Source organism: Streptomyces sp. SN-593, assembly GCF_016756395.1.
GTDB classification, from domain to species: domain Bacteria; phylum Actinomycetota; class Actinomycetes; order Streptomycetales; family Streptomycetaceae; genus Actinacidiphila; species Actinacidiphila reveromycinica.
In genome coordinates, this window is the sequence record NZ_AP018365.1 from 7,310,316 (window position 1) to 7,327,105 (window position 16,790).

Below are 16,790 nucleotides of genomic sequence, written 5' to 3' on the forward strand. Positions count from 1 at the left end.
AACTATAGGCTCGATCGGCACACCAAGCTGAGGAGACCGTCTTGGCTCGCATCATCGGCGGCGTCGCGACGTCGCACACCCCGACCATCGGCTTCGCCTACGACCAGAGCAGCAAGGACGGCGGTTCCGGGAGCCAGATCCTGGACGCCTTCGCCCCGGTGCGGGAATGGCTCGCGGAGAAGAAGCCGGACGCGGTCGTCTACGTCTTCAACGACCACATGACCTCGTTCTTCTTCGACCACTACTCGGCGTTCACGCTGGGGGTCGGCCCCGAGTACGCGGTGGCCGACGAAGGCGGCGGCGCCCGCCGGATGCCGCCGGTCCCGGGCGACACGGCCCTCGCCCAGCACATGGCCACGAGCCTGGTGACCGACGAGTTCGACATGGCCTACTTCCAGGACAAGCCCCTGGACCACGGGTTCTTCTCGCCGATGTCGGTGCTCTTCGACCGCACCGAGGGCGCGTGGCCGGTCCCGGTGGTGCCCCTCCAGATCGGCGTCCTCCAGTTCCCGATCCCCACCGCGGCGCGCTGCTACAAGCTCGGCCAGGCGATCCGGCGCGCAATCGCCAGCTACCCGCAGGACATCTCCGTCGCGGTGATCTCGACCGGCGGGCTCTCCCACCAGGTCCACGGCGAGCGCGCGGGCTTCAACAACCCGGAGTGGGACCACCGGTTCCTCGACGCCATCACCAACGAGCCCGAGGCGCTCGCCGAGATGACGCACGCCGAGTACGCCACGCTGGGAGGGCTGGAGGGCGCCGAGGTCATCATGTGGCTGGTGATGCGCGGCGCGCTCGCCTCGAACGTGCGCAGGGTGCACAGCTCCTACGACCTGCCCTCGATGACCGGCATCGCCACCCTCGTCCTGGAGAACGCGGACGCCGAACTGCCGACGGCCGCCACCGAGCGCCACCGGGCCCGGATGGCCGAGCAGTTGACCGGGATCGAGCGGTTGCGGGGCACCTACCCGTACGACATCGCCACCGGCGTGAAGGCGTACCGGCTCAACAAGTTCCTGCACGGCATGGTGGACCGGGGGCACCGCGAGCGGTTCCTCGCGGAGCCGGAGGCGTCCTTCGACGAGGCCGGGCTGACCGAGGAGGAACGCGACCTGGTCCGCCGCCGGGACTGGAGCGGGCTGATCCACTACGGCGTCATCTTCTTCATGCTGGAGAAGCTCGGCGCCGTGGTCGGGATCTCCAACCCGGACATCTACGCGGCGATGCGGGGGGAGAGCCTGGAGCAGTTCCTGGAGACACGGAACACGAAGATGCTCTACTCCGTGAGCGGCGAGTGAGGGCTTCCCCGCCCCTCCCGTCCTCCCCGCCCGGAACCACCCCATTCGCTCCCACGCAAGAGGAGAGGCGCTTTGCGCAAGCGGAAGATCGGTGCACTCGAGGTCACCGTCGTCGGCGTCGGCTGCAACAACTTCGGCCGCCAGCTCGACGTCGACCGGACCCGGCAGGTGGTGCACGCGGCGCTCGACGCCGGTGTCACCTTCTTCGACACCGCGGACCGGTACGGTGATCCGAAGACCGCCAGCGAGACGGTCCTCGGCGAGGTGCTCGGCGCGCGCCGCGACGAGATCGTGCTGGCGACGAAGTTCGGCCGCTTCCTCGACGACGCGCGGCCGGGCGGTGCGAGCGCGGCGTACGTGCGCTCCGCCACCGAGGCGTCGCTGCGCCGGCTGCGGACGGACCACATCGACCTGCTCCAGGTGCACATCCCCGACCCGGACACGCCCATCGCGGAGACCCTCGGCGCCCTCGCCGAGCTGCGCGCCGAGGGCAAGGTCCGGGAGATCGGCGCCTCGAACTTCTCGGTGGGGGAGCTGCGGGAGGCACGGGCGGCGGCGACGGCGGCCGACGTCCCCGGCTTCGTGTCCACGCAGGACGCCCTGAGCATGCTGGACCGTACGGCGGAGTCCGCGACGCTCGCCGAGTGCGAGCGCGCCGGCATGGCCTTCCTGCCGTACCAGCCGCTGTTCAACGGCCTGCTGACCGGGCGTTACCGCGCCGGCGAGCAGGTCCCGGCCGGGAGCCGGATCGGCGGCAAGGACGCCAGGACGCGTGCCGCGCTGCTCTCCGACCGGAACTTCCAGCTCGTCGCCGACCTCACCGCGTTCGCACAGGAGCGCGGGCACACGATCCTGGAGCTGGCGTTCGCCTGGCTGCTCGCGCACCCGGCGATCCCGTCGGTGATCGCGGGGGTCAGCTCGCCGGCGCAAGTCGCCTCCAACGTGGCCTCCACGCAGTGGGAGCTGACCGAGGAGGAGCGGGGCGCGGTGGCGCGCATCCTGAGTCCTGTCGGTTCTCCGGCGTAGGGCCACGACCGCGGCGGACCGCGGCCACCCGTCAGGGGCGGCCGCGGTCCGCCGCGGTCGTTCGGGGGCGTCAGGCCAGCGCGGAGTCCGGTGCCGGGTGGTCGGCGGGCGCGGAGCCCGGGGCGGCGTCCGGTGCGGGGCGGTCGGCCAGCGCGGCGAGGTGGCGCTCGGCGTCCAGCGCCGCCTGGCAGCCGCTGCCCGCGGCGGTGATCGCCTGCCGGTAGGTGTGGTCGACGAGGTCGCCGGCGGCGAAGACGCCCTCCAGGTTGGTCCGGGTGCCCGTGGTGGTCATCACGTACCCCTCGTCGTCGAGCGTGACCTGCCCCTTCACCAGCGCGCTGCGGGGCTCGTGGCCGATGGCGATGAAGAGGCCGCCGACGTCCAGGCGCCGCTCGTGCCCGGTGGTGGAGTCCCGCAGGACCACCCCGTCGACGGAGCCCTCGCCGGTGATGTCGACCACCTGCGAGTTGAGCGCCCACCGGATCTTCGGGTTGGCGCGGGCGCGTTCGACCATGATCCGGCTCGCCCGCAGGTCGTTCCTGCGGTGGACCACGGTGACGCTGTCCGCGAAGCGGGTGAGGAAGGTGGCCTCCTCCATCGCGGTGTCGCCGCCGCCGACGACCGCGATGTCACGGCCCTTGAAGAAGAACCCGTCGCAGGTGGCGCACCAGGAGACGCCGCGGCCGGAGAGCTCGTCCTCCCGGGCGAGGCCGAGCTTGCGGTAGGCCGAGCCCATCGCCAGGATCACGGTGTCGGCGGTGTAGGCGCGGTCCGCGGTCCGCACGGTCTTGACCGGGCCGGTCAGGTCGAGCCCGACCACGTCGTCCGGGTCCAGTTCGGCGCCGAACCGCTCGGCCTGGGCCCGTACGGCGTTCATCAGGTCCGGGCCCTGGATGCCCTCGGGGAAGCCGGGGAAGTTCTCCACCTCGGTGGTGTTCATCAGCGCCCCGCCGTACTGGAACCCCTCGAACACCAGCGGGCGCAGGTCCGCCCGCGCGGTGTAGAGCCCCGCCGTGTACCCGGCGGGGCCGCCTCCGACGACTATGACATCACGGTGCGTGCTCAACGCGGCTCCTCATGTTCATGACGGGACGGCCCGGATGGCGCCCGCCGGGGATTTCTGATCGGGACTGCTGACCGGCAGGCACCCGGTGGGGTCCGGCGAAGGCCGCGGGCCGAGGGTCCTCAGCGGCCCGGCGTGTGGTGGTCCGGGTCGGGACCGAAGCGGTCGAGGGTGGCGCGCACCTGCCGGATGTGGGTGCGGGCGACGCGTTCGGCCTCGGCGGTGTCGCCCGCCTCGACGGCGTGCAGGACCGCGCGGTGCTCCTCCAGCGAGTCGGCCTTGCGGCCGGGCACCATCACCGCCTGGAACTGGAACTTCACCAGCGGGAAGAGCAGGGAGTCGAGCATCGTGGCGGTCTGCGGGCTGCCGGCGGCCGCGGTGATGAGCGAGTGGAACTCGCGGTTGAGGGAGGTGTACCGCATCAGGTCGTCCTCCTTCAGCGCCTGCTCGGTCCCCTCGATCACCTCCCGCAGCCGCTCGCGCTGCTCGGGGGTGGCCCGCTCGGCCGCGAGGCCGGCGACGAGACCTTCCAGGACCTCGCGGACCCGCAGGATGTCGCGGGCGTCCTCGATGCTGAAGGAGGGCACCCGCCCGCCCCGGTTCGGCTCCAGGACGACCAGGCCGTCGGACTCCAGCCGGGCCAGCACCGCGCGCAGCGTGTTGCGGCTGATGCCGAGCGCGCGGGTCAGCGGAGCTTCGACGAGACGCTCGTTGGGGCTGTAGACCCCGGTGGTGATGTCGTGCTTGAGCTGCCGGTAGGCCGTCTCGATCTTCGCGGTGTCGCGCGAGGGGGAGCGCCGGGCGCTGGGCCCGGTGTCCTGGGCGGAGCTGACCGGGGAGGTCATCGATGCGTCCACTTCCGTCTGTCCTCCGGGGGGTGGCCCGCCGGCCCGGCGGGTTCAGGAGAGTCGTTCCCTTCGATTGTAGAACGAGATTGTACCCTCTTTGGTGTTCCAACGACCTTCCCAGATGACGGCGAACCGTCCCCCCGTTCCGCCACGGGTCCCGCCACCGGCAAAGAAGTGGAGCCGAGCCGGTCCCGCAGGGCAGAGTGGGGCGATGGGTGAACTGTGGGCCGGTGCCCTGGCATGGGCGGACGTGGATCCGGATCGGCATCCCTTCGCCATGGACGACCCCGCGGCACGGGAACTGACGCGCCATTGCCGGGGCCGGGTCGGTGGCGGCATCGGCGCTGGGCTGCTCGGGGCGGCCGACGGTGCGCCGGACTGGGGGCGACCGTGAGCCGACCGCTGCTCTTCCTCGACGTGGACGGGCCGCTCAACCCCTACGCGGCACAGCCGGAGAGGCGTCCGGACGGATACACCACGCTCCGGGTGCCCCGGGGCGACCTCGGTGAGGAGGGTGGGAGCCTCTCGTCCCGGCGGCGCACCCTGCGGGTCTGGCTCCACCCCGACCACGGCCGACTCCTGCTCGGGCTCGGCTTCGAGCTGTGCTGGGCCACCACATGGGGGGAGCGGGCCAACCGGTGGATCGCCCCGGTAGTCGGTCTCCCGGAACTCCCCTTCGTCGACTTCGGGGACGTCCTGCTCCGGGAGCGCCCCGACGGAGTCCACTGGAAGACCGGCCCGCTGGTGGTCCGTGCGGGCGGCCGCCCCTTCGCCTGGGTCGACGACGAGCAGAGCGAGCCGGACCGGGCCTACGTGGCCGCCCATCACCGCGGGCCCGCGCTCCTGCACCACGTCAACCCGCGGGTCGGCCTGCGGGAGAACGACTTCCGCACGCTCGCCGACTTCGCCCGCTCCCTGGCCTCCTCCCGCACCGACGGCTGACAATCTGCGGGCGGCAGCGTCGGAGCGCGGACACGGCGGACCGTGTGGCGCGTGAAACGGCCGACCTCCCGGGGGCCCATGACCGCCGTCACATCTCCGGCTCCCACCAGCCGCGCGTGTCGACGTCCGCGTCATCCGCCAGCGCCTCAAGGTCCGCGATCTCCGCGTCGGCGAGCTCGATGCCGCGGGCGCGGACCAACCCGTCGACGTGAGCCGCCTTCGTGACCCCGATGATCGGGGTGGTGCCCTTGGCGACGGCCCAGGCGGTGGCGACCTCGGCGGCGGACGCGCCCCGGTCCTCGCCGATCGCCGCCATCCGGTCCGTCAGCGCCTTGAGCCGGTGCAGGATCCCGTTGTACACCGCCGCCCGGCTGCTGCCCTCCGGCAACGGGTTGGCCGGGTCGTACCTGCCGGTCAGCGCACCTTGTTCGAGGACCATGTAGGAGAAGAACCGCACGTCGTGCTCGCGGCAGTAGTCGAGGACGCCCGCGCGCTCGGAGCCCCGGTACAGGAGGCTGAAGTGGTTCTGGACGGCCTCCACGCGGAAGCCGGCCGCACCGAGGATCCGGTCGGCGAGGGCGATCTCCTCCCTGGTGTGGTTCGAGACGCCGACGTGCCTGACCCTGCCGCTCCGCAGCAGCGGGACCAGCGGCGGTGTCCACCGCTCCACGTCGGCGGCGTTGTGGATCCAGAACACGTCCACGTAGTCCGTGCCCAGCCGGTCGAGGCTCTGCTCCAGCATGTCCGCGACCGGATCGTCGCCGTCGCCCGCGAGCTGCGGGGTGAACTTCGTCGACAACTGGTACTCGCCGCGGTCGCGCCCCGCCAGGGCCTTGGCGAGGACCGTCTCCGAGTGGCCCATGCCGTACGCCACGGCGGTGTCCCACAGGGTGAGCCCGTTCGACTGCGCCTTCTCCACGACCTCCCGCAGCCCGGACTCGCTCAACCGGCTTCCGAAGTAGCCGTCGCCCGGCTGCCCGCTGTCTCCCCAGGCCCACGTGCCCAACGCCACCGCCGGCACGCTCAGCGTGTTGCCCGTCATGTCCTACCTCCGTCGTTCCGGTTCCGTGGCGGAACCTCCGATCCCAGGAGACCGCGCTCGCCGGCACCGCAGAAGACCGGGTTTATGGGGGGTATAACCTCAGCCCCCCTCGGGCCCTGACCAGCGGTTACCCTCGATGACATGGACCAGCAGCCCGGAAGCCGCGGCGACATCCGGGACTTCCTCACCAGCCGGCGCGCCAGGATCACCCCGGCGCAGGCCGGGCTGCCGACCAGCACCCGCCGCCGGGTCGCCGGGCTGCGGCGCGAGGAGGTCGCCGTCCTCGCCGGTGTGAGCACGGAGTGGTACACGCGGCTGGAGAAGGGGCACATCGGAGGCGTCTCCGAAGCCGTCCTCGACGCGGTCGCCCGCGCCCTGCGGCTGGACGACGACGAGCGCACCCATCTGTTCGACCTGGCCCGGTCGTCCCGGCACGTCAGCCGCGCGCCCACGCGGCGCAGGGACGTCGAGGTCCCGCCCAGGGTCCAGTGGCTGCTCGACTCCATGACGATGTCCTCGGCGTTCGTACGCAACGGCCGCACCGACATCGTGGCCGGCAACCCGCTGGCCAGGGCCCTGCTCGCCCCGATGTTCGACAGCCCCACCGCCGACGGGCGCGGCCGCCCGAACATGGCCCGCTACATCTTCCTCGATCCCGGTGCGCGGGACTTCTTCGTCGACTGGGACGCCGCCGGCGTCGCCACCGCAGCACTGCTGCGCGCCGAGGTCGGGCGCGAGCCCCACGACCGGGCACTGCGCGCACTCGTCGGCGAACTGTCCACCCTCAGCCCCGAGTTCCGCGGCCGCTGGGCCGCGCACGACGTCCTGATGCGCCACGACGGCGTCAAGCGGCTCCAGCACCCCGAGGCCGGCCGGCTGGAACTCGTCTTCCAGTCCGCCGACCTGCACCTGTCGGAGCGGGCGGTGCACGACCTGGTCGTCTACACCGCCGAACCCGGCACCGCGTCCGAGGAAGGGCTCAGGTTCCTCGCGAGCTGGGCGGCCACGCCGTCTCGGGCGGCCGAGCCCACCCGGCACGCCCCTCGTCCCGGGCCCTGACCTCCGGCCCCCGCGGATCGGCCTCCGCGGGTCGGCCCCTGCGGATCGGCCTCCGCTCGGCGCGCGTCCTCGGCGCCGCCGGGTCCCGTCGTCGGCGACGTGCCCCGGAGCGGGCACAAGGCCGAGGCCCGCCCTCCGGCTGGCCGGTGGGAGGCCGGCGTGGCGGGCCCGTGGGAGGCCGGCGTGGCGGGCGGTCACTTCGAGTCGATCCTCCCCAGCGGTTCGCCGGCCTCGGCCAGCGACCGGCGGGCGCGGGGCCAGGCGGCGCCGTCGAGGTCCAGCGCGGTGCGCAGGTAGGCCAGGGTCGCCTGCTGGACCAGCGCCACGCGCTCGGGGCTCTCGTCGGTGGTCCGTGTGTCGTTCGCCCCCTGGATGCCGCCGAGGCCGTGTTCCGCGCCGAACAGGGTCAGCAGGTCGGTGGCGCCGGGGCCGAGCCGGTAGCCGTCGGTGAACCAGTCCGGTCCGCGCACCGTGAGCGGGGACCGGTCATGGTCGCCGGCGACCACGAGGCTCGGCGTCTTCAGCTCGGCGAAATCAGGGCTCATGAACGGGAAGTACTGCGCGGCCAGCGGGCTCAGGTCGGTGCCGCCGGTGCCGGGCAGGCTCAGCAGCACGGCCGCCTTCACCCGCGAGTCGCCCATGCTCTCGCCGGGCGTGCCGTCGGCGTCGACGACCCGTGCGCCGACGAGGGCGCTGGCGGTCTGCGCGCCCCAGGAGTGTCCGGCCACCGCGACGCGGTCGTGGTCGACGCGGCCGGCGAGCCCGGGGACGCCGGCTTCGACGGCGTCGAGACGGTCCAGGACCAGGGTCAGGTCCTGGACGCGGATGCGCCAGATGAGCGGGGTGCGGGGGTCGTCGGGAGACAGGCCCGACGAGTCGAGATGGGTGGGCTGGACGACGACGAATCCGCGGGCGGCCCAGAAGCCGGCCAGCGGCGCGTAGTCGTCCATGGTCAGGGTCATGCCGTGGGAGAGGACGACGACGGGCAGGTGGTGCCCGTTCGTCGGCGCGGTGACCCGTAGGTGCAGGTCCTGGCCGCGGTCCGGGGCGGCCAGGGCGATCGGGCTGACGGAGACCACAGGGGTGGTGGGGGCGGAGACGCCGTCGGGGGCGTACGTGGTGTCGCTCATCGGGTGGGTGCCTTTCCTGGGAGCAGGCCGAAGCGGCCGTGCCGGGCGGCGTCTGGCATCATGGAAATACGGAGCGCCGCTCCGCACCACGATACGGAGCACTGCTCCGATTTGCAACGGGGAGATGATCAGGATGTCCACGGCCGACGCTCCGCCGGCATCGGGGGGCCGTAAGCGATCCGACGTCCGCCGGAACGAGCAGAAGCTCCTGGACGCGGCCGCGGCCGTGTTCGTCCGCAGCGGGATCGACGCCCCCGTGCGGGAGATCGCCGCCGAGTCGGGCCTCGGCATGGGCACCGTCTACCGCCACTTCCCCACCCGGGCGGACCTGGTGGTCGCGGTCTTCCGGCACCAGCTCGCCGCGCTCGCCGCTTTCGTCGACGATCCCGAGGATGCCGAGACGCCCTACGAGGTGCTGCGGCGGTGGGTCCACCGGTTCGTCGACTTCCTGGTCACCAAGCACGGCCTCGCCGAGGCGATGCACTCGGACCAGGCGGGGTTCGAGGCCCTGCACAACGAGTTCGTCGAACGCCTGCTGCCCGTGCTCGACCGGCTGCTGCGGGCTTCCGCCGCCGCGGGCTGCACACGCGCCGACGTACGGGCCTACGACTTCATGCTGGCTGTCGGCAACCTGTGCATCGGAGTCGAGACCTTCCCCGACTACCGGGCCCGCCGCATGATCGACCTGCTGCTCGACGGCCTCACCCTGACCGACCCGGAGGTGGAAGGGGCCTGAGCGGCACCGGCGCCGCCTGCGCATGACGTCTGCTTCGGGCGCGAGGGCGCGGGGAGGCGGGGGCGCGGTGACCTGACGGCCGCCGTGCGGCGGCGGCGCGGGAGGCGTCGACGGCCCCCGGTGTGCGCGTCCCGCGCGTGCCGCCTCGTCACCGCGCCCCGCCGGAGCCGGACGCGTGCCCGGCCCCGGCGGGGCGCTGGTGGCCGCGGATCAGCCCACGGCGCTCGCCCTCTGGGCCGCGGTCAGCTCCCAAGGGCGGACGGCGCCCGCGGGGTCCCCGACCGAGGTCGTCGCCTTCCGCACGGCACCCGCCGTGGGCGTCGTCTTCCGTACGGCACCCGCGGTGGGCGTCGCCTTCCGCACGGAGGTCGCGGCGCTGTGCGCGGCGCCGGCGGCGGGGACGGCGCCCTGGGCCGCGGACGCGGCGTGGTGCGCGGGGGAGGCGGCGGCACTGTGGGCCGGGGCCGCGGAGGCGACGCCGGCCGTGCCGGCGGCCGCCAGGAGGGTTCCGACGGCGAGGCTGTACATCCTGCGCCGGTTCTGCGTGATCTTGCGGTGACTCGACAACGCGCGTCCTCTGTCTCGCTCGCGGGCCGCCACTCGTGGCGCGGCGGCCGTGTGAACGGAGTACGGCGGCGGACCCGCGTCAGGTTGCACGCGGCGCGGACATCGCGTCCGAGGACGCCGACGACGGGCCCGGCTGCCCGCAGACCGGGAGCGTCAGGACCCCTGACCGGTGCCGGAGGCACCCCGTCGGACGGCTTCGCCACGCGCGGTCCGGTGCAGGCCGTCGAGGGCGGTCTCGAAGAGGGGGCGCAGGTAGTCGGGCGACTCGTTGACCTTGGCGATGGCGACGATCAGGTCGAAGACCTGCTCCAGCGTGACGTCGTCGCGGATCTGCCCTGCCTCCTGGGCCGCGGCCAGCAGGGGGCGGCCCGCTTCGACGGCGCGGGCCCGGTGGCCGGTGACGCCGTCCCGATCGGTGTGCTCCAGCAGCTCGGAGGTGATCAGCCGCTTGTGCGGGAGGAACGCGATCAGCAGGCGCAGCCAGGTGACGAGTGCCGAGGCGGGGCTCTGGCCGGGCTCGATGGTCGCCGCGGCGCAGACCTGGTCGACCTCGTCCGCGTAGAGCGCTTCGAGGAGTTCCTGCCGCCCGGGGAAGTTGCGGTACAGCGTGGCCATGCCCACCCCGGCGCGACGGGCGATCTCCGCCATGGAGATGTCGGGGCCGGGATCGGCGAACGCCTCCCGGGCCGCGTCGAGGATCTTGTCGCGGTTGTGCTGCGCGGCCGCCCGCCGCTTGGGGAACGCCGTCCCGCGCGCCTCCATGTGCTCCTCCAGGCGTGTGCTGGGTGGGCCGGGTGGGCCCCGCCCGTCCCGTGCCCCTTGGTGGACAGCCTATCCGGTATCGGCCTACGATTGGCGGACAGGCTATCCGGCACTATCGAGGAGCACCGCCATGCCCAGTCGACCACCCCTCGCCCCGGGCGCCGACGCGTCCGCGCCGTCGGCCGCCGACCCCTCGCACGGGGTGGCCAAGCGCGGTGTCCCGCTCGCGGCCGTCGCGGTCGTGGCGTGTGTGGCGCAGTTCATGGTGGTGCTCGACTCCTCCATCGTGAACGTGGCCCTGCCGGCCATGAAGTCGGGCCTGGGCCTGTCGGCCTCGGCCCAGCAGTGGGTGGTCAACGGCTACCTGGTCGCCTTCGGCGGTCTGCTGCTGTTCGCCGCGCGCGCCAGCGACCTGTTCGGACGCCGCCGCGTCTTCCAGATCGGCCTGATCGTCTTCTCCGGCGCCTCGCTGGCGGGCGGGGCGGCGCAGGACGGCTGGATGCTGCTGGCGGCCCGGGTGGTGCAGGGCGCGGGGGCCGCGGCGCTCGCGCCCTCCAGCCTCAGCCTGATCACCGCCAGCCACACCGAGCCCGCCCAGCGCACCCGCGCCATGACCTGGTGGGGCGTCGCCGCCTCCGGCGCCGGCGCCGCCGGCATCGTGGTCGGGGGCCTGCTGGCTTCGGTGAGCTGGCGGTGGGTGATGCTGGTGAACGTACCCGTCGGCGTCGGCCTGCTCGTCGCGAGCCTGACCTGCCTGGCGCCGACCACGACCGGGCAGCGCCGCCCGCGCATCGACCTGGCGGGCGCGCTCACCGTGACGCTGTCGGCCGCGACGCTCGTCTACGGGGTCGCGGCGGCTCCCGACGCGGGCTGGGGCGCGGCCCGGGTTCTCGCCTCGCTCGTGGCCGGTGCGCTCCTGCTCGCGGCGTTCGTGGCCGTCGAGCGCCGCAGCAGCGATCCGCTCGTCCCGCCGGCGGTCTTCTCCGTCGCCAACGTGCGCATGGGCAACGTCCTCACGCTGTGCATGGGCGCCGTCATCACCGCGCCGCTGTTCTTCCTCTCGCTCTACCTTCAGCAGGTGCTGGGGCACAGCGCGGTGCGCACGGGGCTGTCCCTGCTGCCGATGGTCGCGGTCATCAGCATCGCGGTGCTGCTGTCGCAGAAGCTGATCCCCGTCGTCGGGGCCCGCCGACTGGTGGTGATCGGCGGGGCCGTCGCGGCCGCGGGACTGGTGTGGCTGGGGCGGCTTCCCGTCCGCTCCGACTACCTCCCCCATGTCCTGCTGCCCACCGTCGTGGTCGGCGCGGGCACCGGCCTGACGATGATGCCCGCGATCGTCGCGTCGACCAGTGGCATCGACCGCCGTGACGCGGGCGTCGCCTCCGGGCTGCTCAACATGTGCCGTCAACTCGGCGCGGCGCTGGGCCTGGCCGTCCTGGTCACCGTCGCCGCCGGCGTCACCAGCCACAGCACGAGCGGCGGCGCCGCGGCCGTCGTGGACGGCTACCGCGTCGCGTTCGACGCGCTCGCCGCCCTCGCCCTGGTCACCGCGGCCCTGGCCCTGCGGCTCAGGCCCGTTCCGGAGGCCGCGGCCGCGACGGACCGGGCGGAGGCCGCCTGAGCCGTACCGCCGCCACGCGGGGAGCCCGTCCCGAGACCGCGGCCCCGTCCCCGCACCCGCACCCGCACCCGTCGGAAGGAAGCAACCCGTGCCCGTCAACGCCCCCTGCGGACCTGTCGAGGGAATCGCGCGCGAGGCCCACACCGCCTACCTCGGCGTCCCCTACGCCCGCGCCCCCTACCCCGGCCGCGCCTTCGAGGCCCCCGAGCCGCACGCGAGGTTCACCACCTGTTTCGAGGCGACCGGCTACGGGCCCGGCCCGGCGCACCCCCACGTCGGCCAGGAGCTCTTCCCCGACCCCGTCGTCACGGGCGACGAGGCCCTCAACCTCAACGTGTACGCCCCCTCCCGCGGCGACGGCCCCTTCCCGGTGGTCGTGTGGCTGTACGGGGGCGGCTTCTTCACCGGCGGCAACGCCAGCCCCTGGTACGACGGAGCCTCCTTCGCCCGTGACGGCGTGGTCCTCGTCGTCCCCAACTACCGTGTCGCCGCCGAGGGGTTCATGATCCTCGACGACCTGGTCGCCAACCGCGCCCTGCTCGACGTCACCGCCGCCCTGACGTGGGTACGCGACAACATCGCCTCCTTCGGCGGCGACCCGGCCAACGTCACGCTGGCCGGACAGTCCGCCGGCGCGACCGCCGCCCTCGCCCTGACCGGCGCCCCGGCCGCGCGCGGCCTCTTCCGCCGCCTGATCGCCATGAGCGCGGGAACGCCTCTGCTCACACCGCTGGAGCGCATGACGCGGCTCTCCGCCGACTTCGCCGGACAACTCGGCGTACCGCGGACCCGACAGGCCCTCTCGGCCGCACCGACCGCGCGCCGCATGGAACTCGAACACGCCTGGCTGCCCGGAGAAGTGCAGGCACCCCCCGAAAGCGTCGACGACCGCGCCCGCCAGGCCGGCCGGGACGCGCTGCGCTGGCAGCCCACCCTGGACGGGGCGGTCGTCACCACCGCACCCGAGGAGGCACTGTCCGAACCCGGCGCGCTGGACGCCCTGCTGATCGGCACCACCACGCAGGAGTGGAACTTCCTCCTCGGCGACCTCACCACCGCCCCCAGCACCGACGCCTGCGTCACGGGCATGGCCAACCTCGGACTCACCTCCGGCGACCTCGACACCTACCTCGGCCGGCTGGGCAGCCGGAATCCCGGGCACGCGCTCGCCCAAGCGCTGAGCGACCACACCTTCCGGCGCCCGGCCCGCCGCATCGCGGACACCGCCGCCCGAGCCGGCATCACCACTTACGCCTACCAGTCGGCCTGGCCCGCCCCCGGCTTCGGCGCGGCCCACTGCTCCGACCTCCCCTTCGTCTTCGACCACCTCGACGCACCCCGGGCCCCCGAACTCCTGGGCCCGGACGCGCCCCGGCACCTCGCCGGGCGCATGCACACGGCTCTGGTCCGCTTCGCCCACGACGGCGATCCGGGCTGGAGCGCGTACACCGCCGAGGAGCGCCGCACCATGGTCTTCGACCGCGATTCCCACGAGTGCGCCGACGGCCTCGCCAGGACCCCCGACGAGCTCGCCGACCCCGCCGCCTGACCTCCACAAGAGCGTCCTCGCCGCAGCAGACCTCACCCCCGACGCGGGGCCGTCACCTCACCAGCCCCTTGGCGACGAGACTCCGTGCGGCCGCCACGACCGCGTCGCGGGCGGGGCGGGGCCGCCAGCCGAGGATGTCGCGGGCCTTGTCGTGGGACGGCCGCCTGACGTGACCGAGTTCGGGCCGGATGTGCCGCAGCTCCGCGTTGAAGCGGGCTCCGGCCCGCACCACGAAGCTCGGAACGGATCGCTTGGGCACGTGGGGGGCCGCCGCGCCGAGGTCGGCCCTGATCCAGGCGCCGAGCTCCTTCATCGCGATCGCGGGACCGTCGCAGATCAGGAAGCGCTCGCCCGCCGCGTCCTTCGCCGTCATGGCCAGGATGTGTGCGGCGGCGACGTCGCGTACATCGACGACCGGGAAGTAGAGGTCGGGGAAGCCGGGCATGTCCCCGTCCAGGATGCGCTTGACCAGCAGGTTGGAGCCGGAGACGTCGTGACCGAGGACAGGCCCCATCACGGCGACCGGCAGCATGGTGACCAGCTCCGTCGTCCCGCCTTCTGCCCGGACGAAGTCCCAGGCGGCGCGCTCGGCGAGGGTCTTGCTCGCGCCGTAGGGATCGACCTCGGGGGAGTCGACGACGGTCCAGTCGTCCTCGGTGAAGACGCGGTCGTCGTGCGGATGGCCCCAGCCGACGGCGTGGAACGCCGAGGTGAGGACCACGCGGGCCACCCCGGCGTCCCGTGCCGCGCGCAGGACGCGCAGGGTGCCCTCGCGCGCGGGGAGGATGAGCTCGTCCGGGTCCTCCACGTGTCCGGGGCGGACGGGCGAGGCGACGTGGAGCACGAAGTCCACGCCGGTGACGGCGGCCGCCCACCCGGCGTCGTCGGTCAGGTCGGCCGCGACGAAGGTCAGCGCGTCGTCGTGCACCATCCCGGCGTCGGCCAGGACGGATCGGACGGCGGCCTCGCGGCTCAGGGACCGGACCGTGGCGCGGACGAGGTAGCCCTGGTCGAGTAGCTGGAGGATGCAGTGGCCGGCGATGAAGCCCGAGCCACCGGTGACGAGCACGCGCTGGGGAGTCATGCGCCGATCCTCGGAGGGCGAGGGGCGGCCCAGCCAGTCCCCCCGGCCTCCTGGTAGCGGCAGGGCCAGGATGCCGCGCAGGCGCCCGTATGCCGGACCCGGCGACATCCGCGCCGGCGGGGGAGTGCGGGGGCCGCGTTCAACGAGGAAGCGGCCTGCGCGCACCCGCCGGCGCGGCGCGGACCGCCCGGGTACGGCGACCCCCGCGCGGCCCGGCCGCCGCGCCGGGCGTGGGCGGGGCGTGGCTCGCCGGTGCACGGCGGTTCAGAGTCCGGCGGTTCTGTTCGGCGTGACGGCGACGGCGCCCATGACTTCCGCGCGGCACCCGACGAGGACGACATGCCGCTGCCGGAGAAGAACACCGGCTCCGCACAGCGCGACCGCTTCCTCCAGCCGCTGGCCGCGGGGGAGACACGGTCCTGCTCCGCGATGACCGGGCCCGCGCCCGGCACCGGATCCGACCCCGCCCAACTGGCCACCACCGCCCGGCGGACACGCGCCGGCTGGGTGTCGGAAGCCCGCAAGTGGTTCATCACCGGCGGGGACGGAGCCGCCTTCGCGATCGTGACGGCCCGCACCGGCACCGAAGCACCCGGGCGGGTATGCCGCCGCAACTCGCCTCCGCATCGGCCGAGTTGGCCAATCGCCGTGATCAGTTGCCGCCCGGACGGGTCCCCGTCAAGACGCTGTCGGACGGTGTCCCGCCTCGTCATGCGGCTGGTTCTGGTTGACATCCAGTGCGGCCAGCGCGGCGGCCCGCAACTTCGCCCCGACATCGGCCTGCTCGGCCAGGCTCCGGGTGCGCACCGAGTCGTTGATGACGGCGAAGGTCGCGTAGATGCGGATCCTGACCTCGGCCTCGGGCCGGTCGGGAAGGGCGGCCGCCACCGCCTGCTCCCAGTGCCGCGCGTACGTGCCGATCATGCGCCGCGCCTCGGCCCGGTCGCGGTCGGGGAGGTTGTGCGCCTCGGCCTGGAAGGTGGCGACCAGGCCCCGGTCGGCGACGACGGCCGCGACGTACCGCTCGACCAGCAACGCCACACGCGCGGCGGCCCGTTCGGGCTCGGCCGGGACCGGGCCCAGCCCGTCGACGGTGGTCAGCAGGCGCTCGCCGAGCCGGCGGACGGCGGCGCGCAGCACATCGGCCTTGCCGTCGAAGTGCTTGTACACGCTCGGGCCCGCGATCCCGCAGGCGGCGCCGATGTCCTCCATCGTGACGCCGTGATAGCCGAACTCCCAGAACAGCCGCACCGCCTGCGCGATCAGCGTCTCGCGCCGGGAGGACGGCGCAGCCTCCTCGCCGGCCTCCGCCTCCTCGCCGGCCTCTGCCCTGCCGCCGGCCCCCGCGGCCTTCGCCTCCCGGGGCGCGGGCAGCGCCACCCGCAGCACGTCGACGGCCATGGCCGCCGTCAGGCGCTCCAGGTCCGGCCGGGCCGGGCGGATCCGGTGGTCGGAAACGCCCCCCAGCACGCTCAGCGCCGCCCAGGCCACCAACCGGGCGTCGTCGGCGCTGAGTTCGGGCCGGGCGCGGCGCAGCTCGGCGATCATCTCGACGGGGCCCCGGCTCATCCGCTCGGCCAGCTCCGCGGCGTCCGCCGCGGCCAGGTGCCGGAACTCCCGCCGCCACAGCACCCCGAACTCCGGATGCCGTACGACCCACGCGGCCAGCGCCCGTACGGCCGCCTCAAGCCGCTCGGCCGGCGCCGCCGGGGCCAGCTCGGCGAGCGCCGCGGTGCGGACCGCGTCGACCTCGTCGAAGCCGCTGCGCATCAGCTCCGCCAGGATGGCCGGTTTCCCGGCGAAGTGGCGGTAGATGGCCGGCCCGGACACCCCGGCGGCGGTGGCGATGTCCCAGACGGTGACGTTGTGGTAGCCGTCGCGCGCGAACAGGGCCCCGGCCGCGTCGGTCAGTTTGCGGCGCCGCGCGGTGCCGCGGGCGGTCACGGCCGACTGCCTGCCGGTGCTCATGTCGACATTCTCCACCCTCCGATCATGCCGCACCGAGGCCGCCCGCGCCTTCGCCCGCCGCTACCTGGCGCCGATGCTCCGCGCGTGAACCCCGC

The 16,790-nt window shown here is 73.8% G+C and carries 15 protein-coding genes; 8 read left to right on the forward strand and 7 right to left on the reverse strand.

Annotated elements, in window-relative coordinates; all coding sequences use genetic code 11:
* Positions 1 to 41: 41 nt before the first annotated feature.
* Together RVR_RS31340 and RVR_RS31345 are read left to right on the forward strand one after the other, a co-directional pair.
* A complete protein-coding gene (locus tag RVR_RS31340) occupies positions 42 to 1,298 on the forward strand; it encodes a gallate dioxygenase (protein WP_202237271.1) in 1,257 nt (418 codons plus the stop codon).
* 72 nt (positions 1,299 to 1,370) lie between these two features.
* Positions 1,371 to 2,324: an aldo/keto reductase gene (locus RVR_RS31345; protein ID WP_202237272.1), complete on the forward strand. Its 954-nt coding sequence runs from the start codon at positions 1,371 to 1,373 to the stop codon at positions 2,322 to 2,324.
* Positions 2,325 to 2,394: 70 nt separating this feature from the next.
* Here the strand turns inward: RVR_RS31345 and trxB are convergent, their stop codons facing one another.
* Together trxB and RVR_RS31355 are read right to left on the reverse strand one after the other, a co-directional pair.
* Positions 2,395 to 3,390: a thioredoxin-disulfide reductase gene (gene trxB / locus RVR_RS31350; RefSeq protein WP_202237273.1), complete on the reverse strand. Its 996-nt coding sequence runs from the start codon at positions 3,388 to 3,390 to the stop codon at positions 2,395 to 2,397.
* Positions 3,391 to 3,509: 119 nt separating this feature from the next.
* On the reverse strand, positions 3,510 to 4,244 hold the full coding sequence (locus RVR_RS31355) for a GntR family transcriptional regulator (protein ID WP_202237274.1): 735 nt from the start codon (positions 4,242 to 4,244) through the stop codon (positions 3,510 to 3,512).
* Between the two features lie 381 nt (positions 4,245 to 4,625).
* On the opposite strand from RVR_RS31355, the gene RVR_RS31360 reads away from it, so the two are divergent.
* Complete coding sequence (locus RVR_RS31360; RefSeq protein ID WP_202237275.1) at positions 4,626 to 5,177, forward strand: hypothetical protein; 552 nt, start codon at positions 4,626 to 4,628, stop codon at positions 5,175 to 5,177.
* 88 nt (positions 5,178 to 5,265) lie between these two features.
* Here the strand turns inward: RVR_RS31360 and RVR_RS31365 are convergent, their stop codons facing one another.
* Positions 5,266 to 6,219 carry an aldo/keto reductase gene (locus tag RVR_RS31365; protein WP_202237276.1) on the reverse strand — a complete coding sequence of 318 codons (954 nt, stop codon included), beginning with the start codon at positions 6,217 to 6,219 and terminating at the stop codon, positions 5,266 to 5,268.
* A 141-nt stretch (positions 6,220 to 6,360) separates the two neighbouring features.
* On the opposite strand from RVR_RS31365, the gene RVR_RS31370 reads away from it, so the two are divergent.
* Positions 6,361 to 7,278, forward strand: coding sequence for a helix-turn-helix transcriptional regulator (locus RVR_RS31370; RefSeq protein ID WP_202237277.1), 918 nt, complete (start codon positions 6,361 to 6,363; stop codon positions 7,276 to 7,278).
* Between the two features lie 194 nt (positions 7,279 to 7,472).
* On the opposite strand, the gene RVR_RS31375 is transcribed toward RVR_RS31370, so the two are convergent.
* Positions 7,473 to 8,408 carry an alpha/beta hydrolase family protein gene (locus tag RVR_RS31375; RefSeq protein ID WP_202237278.1) on the reverse strand — a complete coding sequence of 312 codons (936 nt, stop codon included), beginning with the start codon at positions 8,406 to 8,408 and terminating at the stop codon, positions 7,473 to 7,475.
* A 133-nt stretch (positions 8,409 to 8,541) separates the two neighbouring features.
* On the opposite strand from RVR_RS31375, the gene RVR_RS31380 reads away from it, so the two are divergent.
* Positions 8,542 to 9,144 carry a TetR/AcrR family transcriptional regulator gene (locus RVR_RS31380; protein ID WP_202237279.1) on the forward strand — a complete coding sequence of 201 codons (603 nt, stop codon included), beginning with the start codon at positions 8,542 to 8,544 and terminating at the stop codon, positions 9,142 to 9,144.
* Positions 9,145 to 9,319: 175 nt separating this feature from the next.
* Positions 9,320 to 9,703 (forward strand): hypothetical protein, encoded by a 384-nt coding sequence (locus tag RVR_RS31385; RefSeq protein ID WP_202237280.1) that lies wholly within the window; start codon positions 9,320 to 9,322, stop codon positions 9,701 to 9,703.
* 161 nt (positions 9,704 to 9,864) lie between these two features.
* On the opposite strand, the gene RVR_RS31390 is transcribed toward RVR_RS31385, so the two are convergent.
* Positions 9,865 to 10,473, reverse strand: coding sequence for a TetR/AcrR family transcriptional regulator (locus RVR_RS31390; protein WP_202237281.1), 609 nt, complete (start codon positions 10,471 to 10,473; stop codon positions 9,865 to 9,867).
* 130 nt (positions 10,474 to 10,603) lie between these two features.
* Between RVR_RS31390 and RVR_RS31395 the strand changes: the two genes are divergently transcribed.
* Together RVR_RS31395 and RVR_RS31400 are read left to right on the forward strand one after the other, a co-directional pair.
* Positions 10,604 to 12,094, forward strand: a complete 1,491-nt coding sequence (locus tag RVR_RS31395; RefSeq protein ID WP_202237282.1) for an MFS transporter — start codon at positions 10,604 to 10,606, stop codon at positions 12,092 to 12,094.
* An 88-nt stretch (positions 12,095 to 12,182) separates the two neighbouring features.
* Positions 12,183 to 13,643, forward strand: a complete 1,461-nt coding sequence (locus RVR_RS31400) for a carboxylesterase/lipase family protein (protein ID WP_202237283.1) — start codon at positions 12,183 to 12,185, stop codon at positions 13,641 to 13,643.
* Between the two features lie 52 nt (positions 13,644 to 13,695).
* On the opposite strand, the gene RVR_RS31405 is transcribed toward RVR_RS31400, so the two are convergent.
* Positions 13,696 to 14,727, reverse strand: a complete 1,032-nt coding sequence (locus RVR_RS31405; protein WP_202237284.1) for an SDR family oxidoreductase — start codon at positions 14,725 to 14,727, stop codon at positions 13,696 to 13,698.
* Between the two features lie 678 nt (positions 14,728 to 15,405).
* Entirely contained in the window at positions 15,406 to 16,695 is a 1,290-nt protein-coding gene (locus tag RVR_RS31410) for a TetR/AcrR family transcriptional regulator (RefSeq protein ID WP_202237285.1), read from the reverse strand.
* Positions 16,696 to 16,790 lie beyond the last annotated feature (95 nt).

Bases quoted from the DNA above. Each gene is read 5' to 3' on its own strand.
- RVR_RS31405 (WP_202237284.1), bottom strand. From the start codon at position 14,727: ATGACTCCCCAGCGCGTGCTCGTCACCGGTGGCTCGGGCTTCATCGCC.
- RVR_RS31380 (WP_202237279.1), top strand. From the start codon at position 8,542: ATGTCCACGGCCGACGCTCCGCCGGCATCGGGGGGCCGTAAGCGATCC.
- RVR_RS31390 (WP_202237281.1), bottom strand. From the start codon at position 10,473: ATGGAGGCGCGCGGGACGGCGTTCCCCAAGCGGCGGGCGGCCGCGCAG.
- RVR_RS31375 (WP_202237278.1), bottom strand. From the start codon at position 8,408: ATGAGCGACACCACGTACGCCCCCGACGGCGTCTCCGCCCCCACCACC.
- RVR_RS31365 (WP_202237276.1), bottom strand. From the start codon at position 6,219: ATGACGGGCAACACGCTGAGCGTGCCGGCGGTGGCGTTGGGCACGTGG.
- RVR_RS31410 (WP_202237285.1), bottom strand. From the start codon at position 16,695: ATGAGCACCGGCAGGCAGTCGGCCGTGACCGCCCGCGGCACCGCGCGG.
- RVR_RS31370 (WP_202237277.1), top strand. From the start codon at position 6,361: ATGGACCAGCAGCCCGGAAGCCGCGGCGACATCCGGGACTTCCTCACC.
- RVR_RS31395 (WP_202237282.1), top strand. From the start codon at position 10,604: ATGCCCAGTCGACCACCCCTCGCCCCGGGCGCCGACGCGTCCGCGCCG.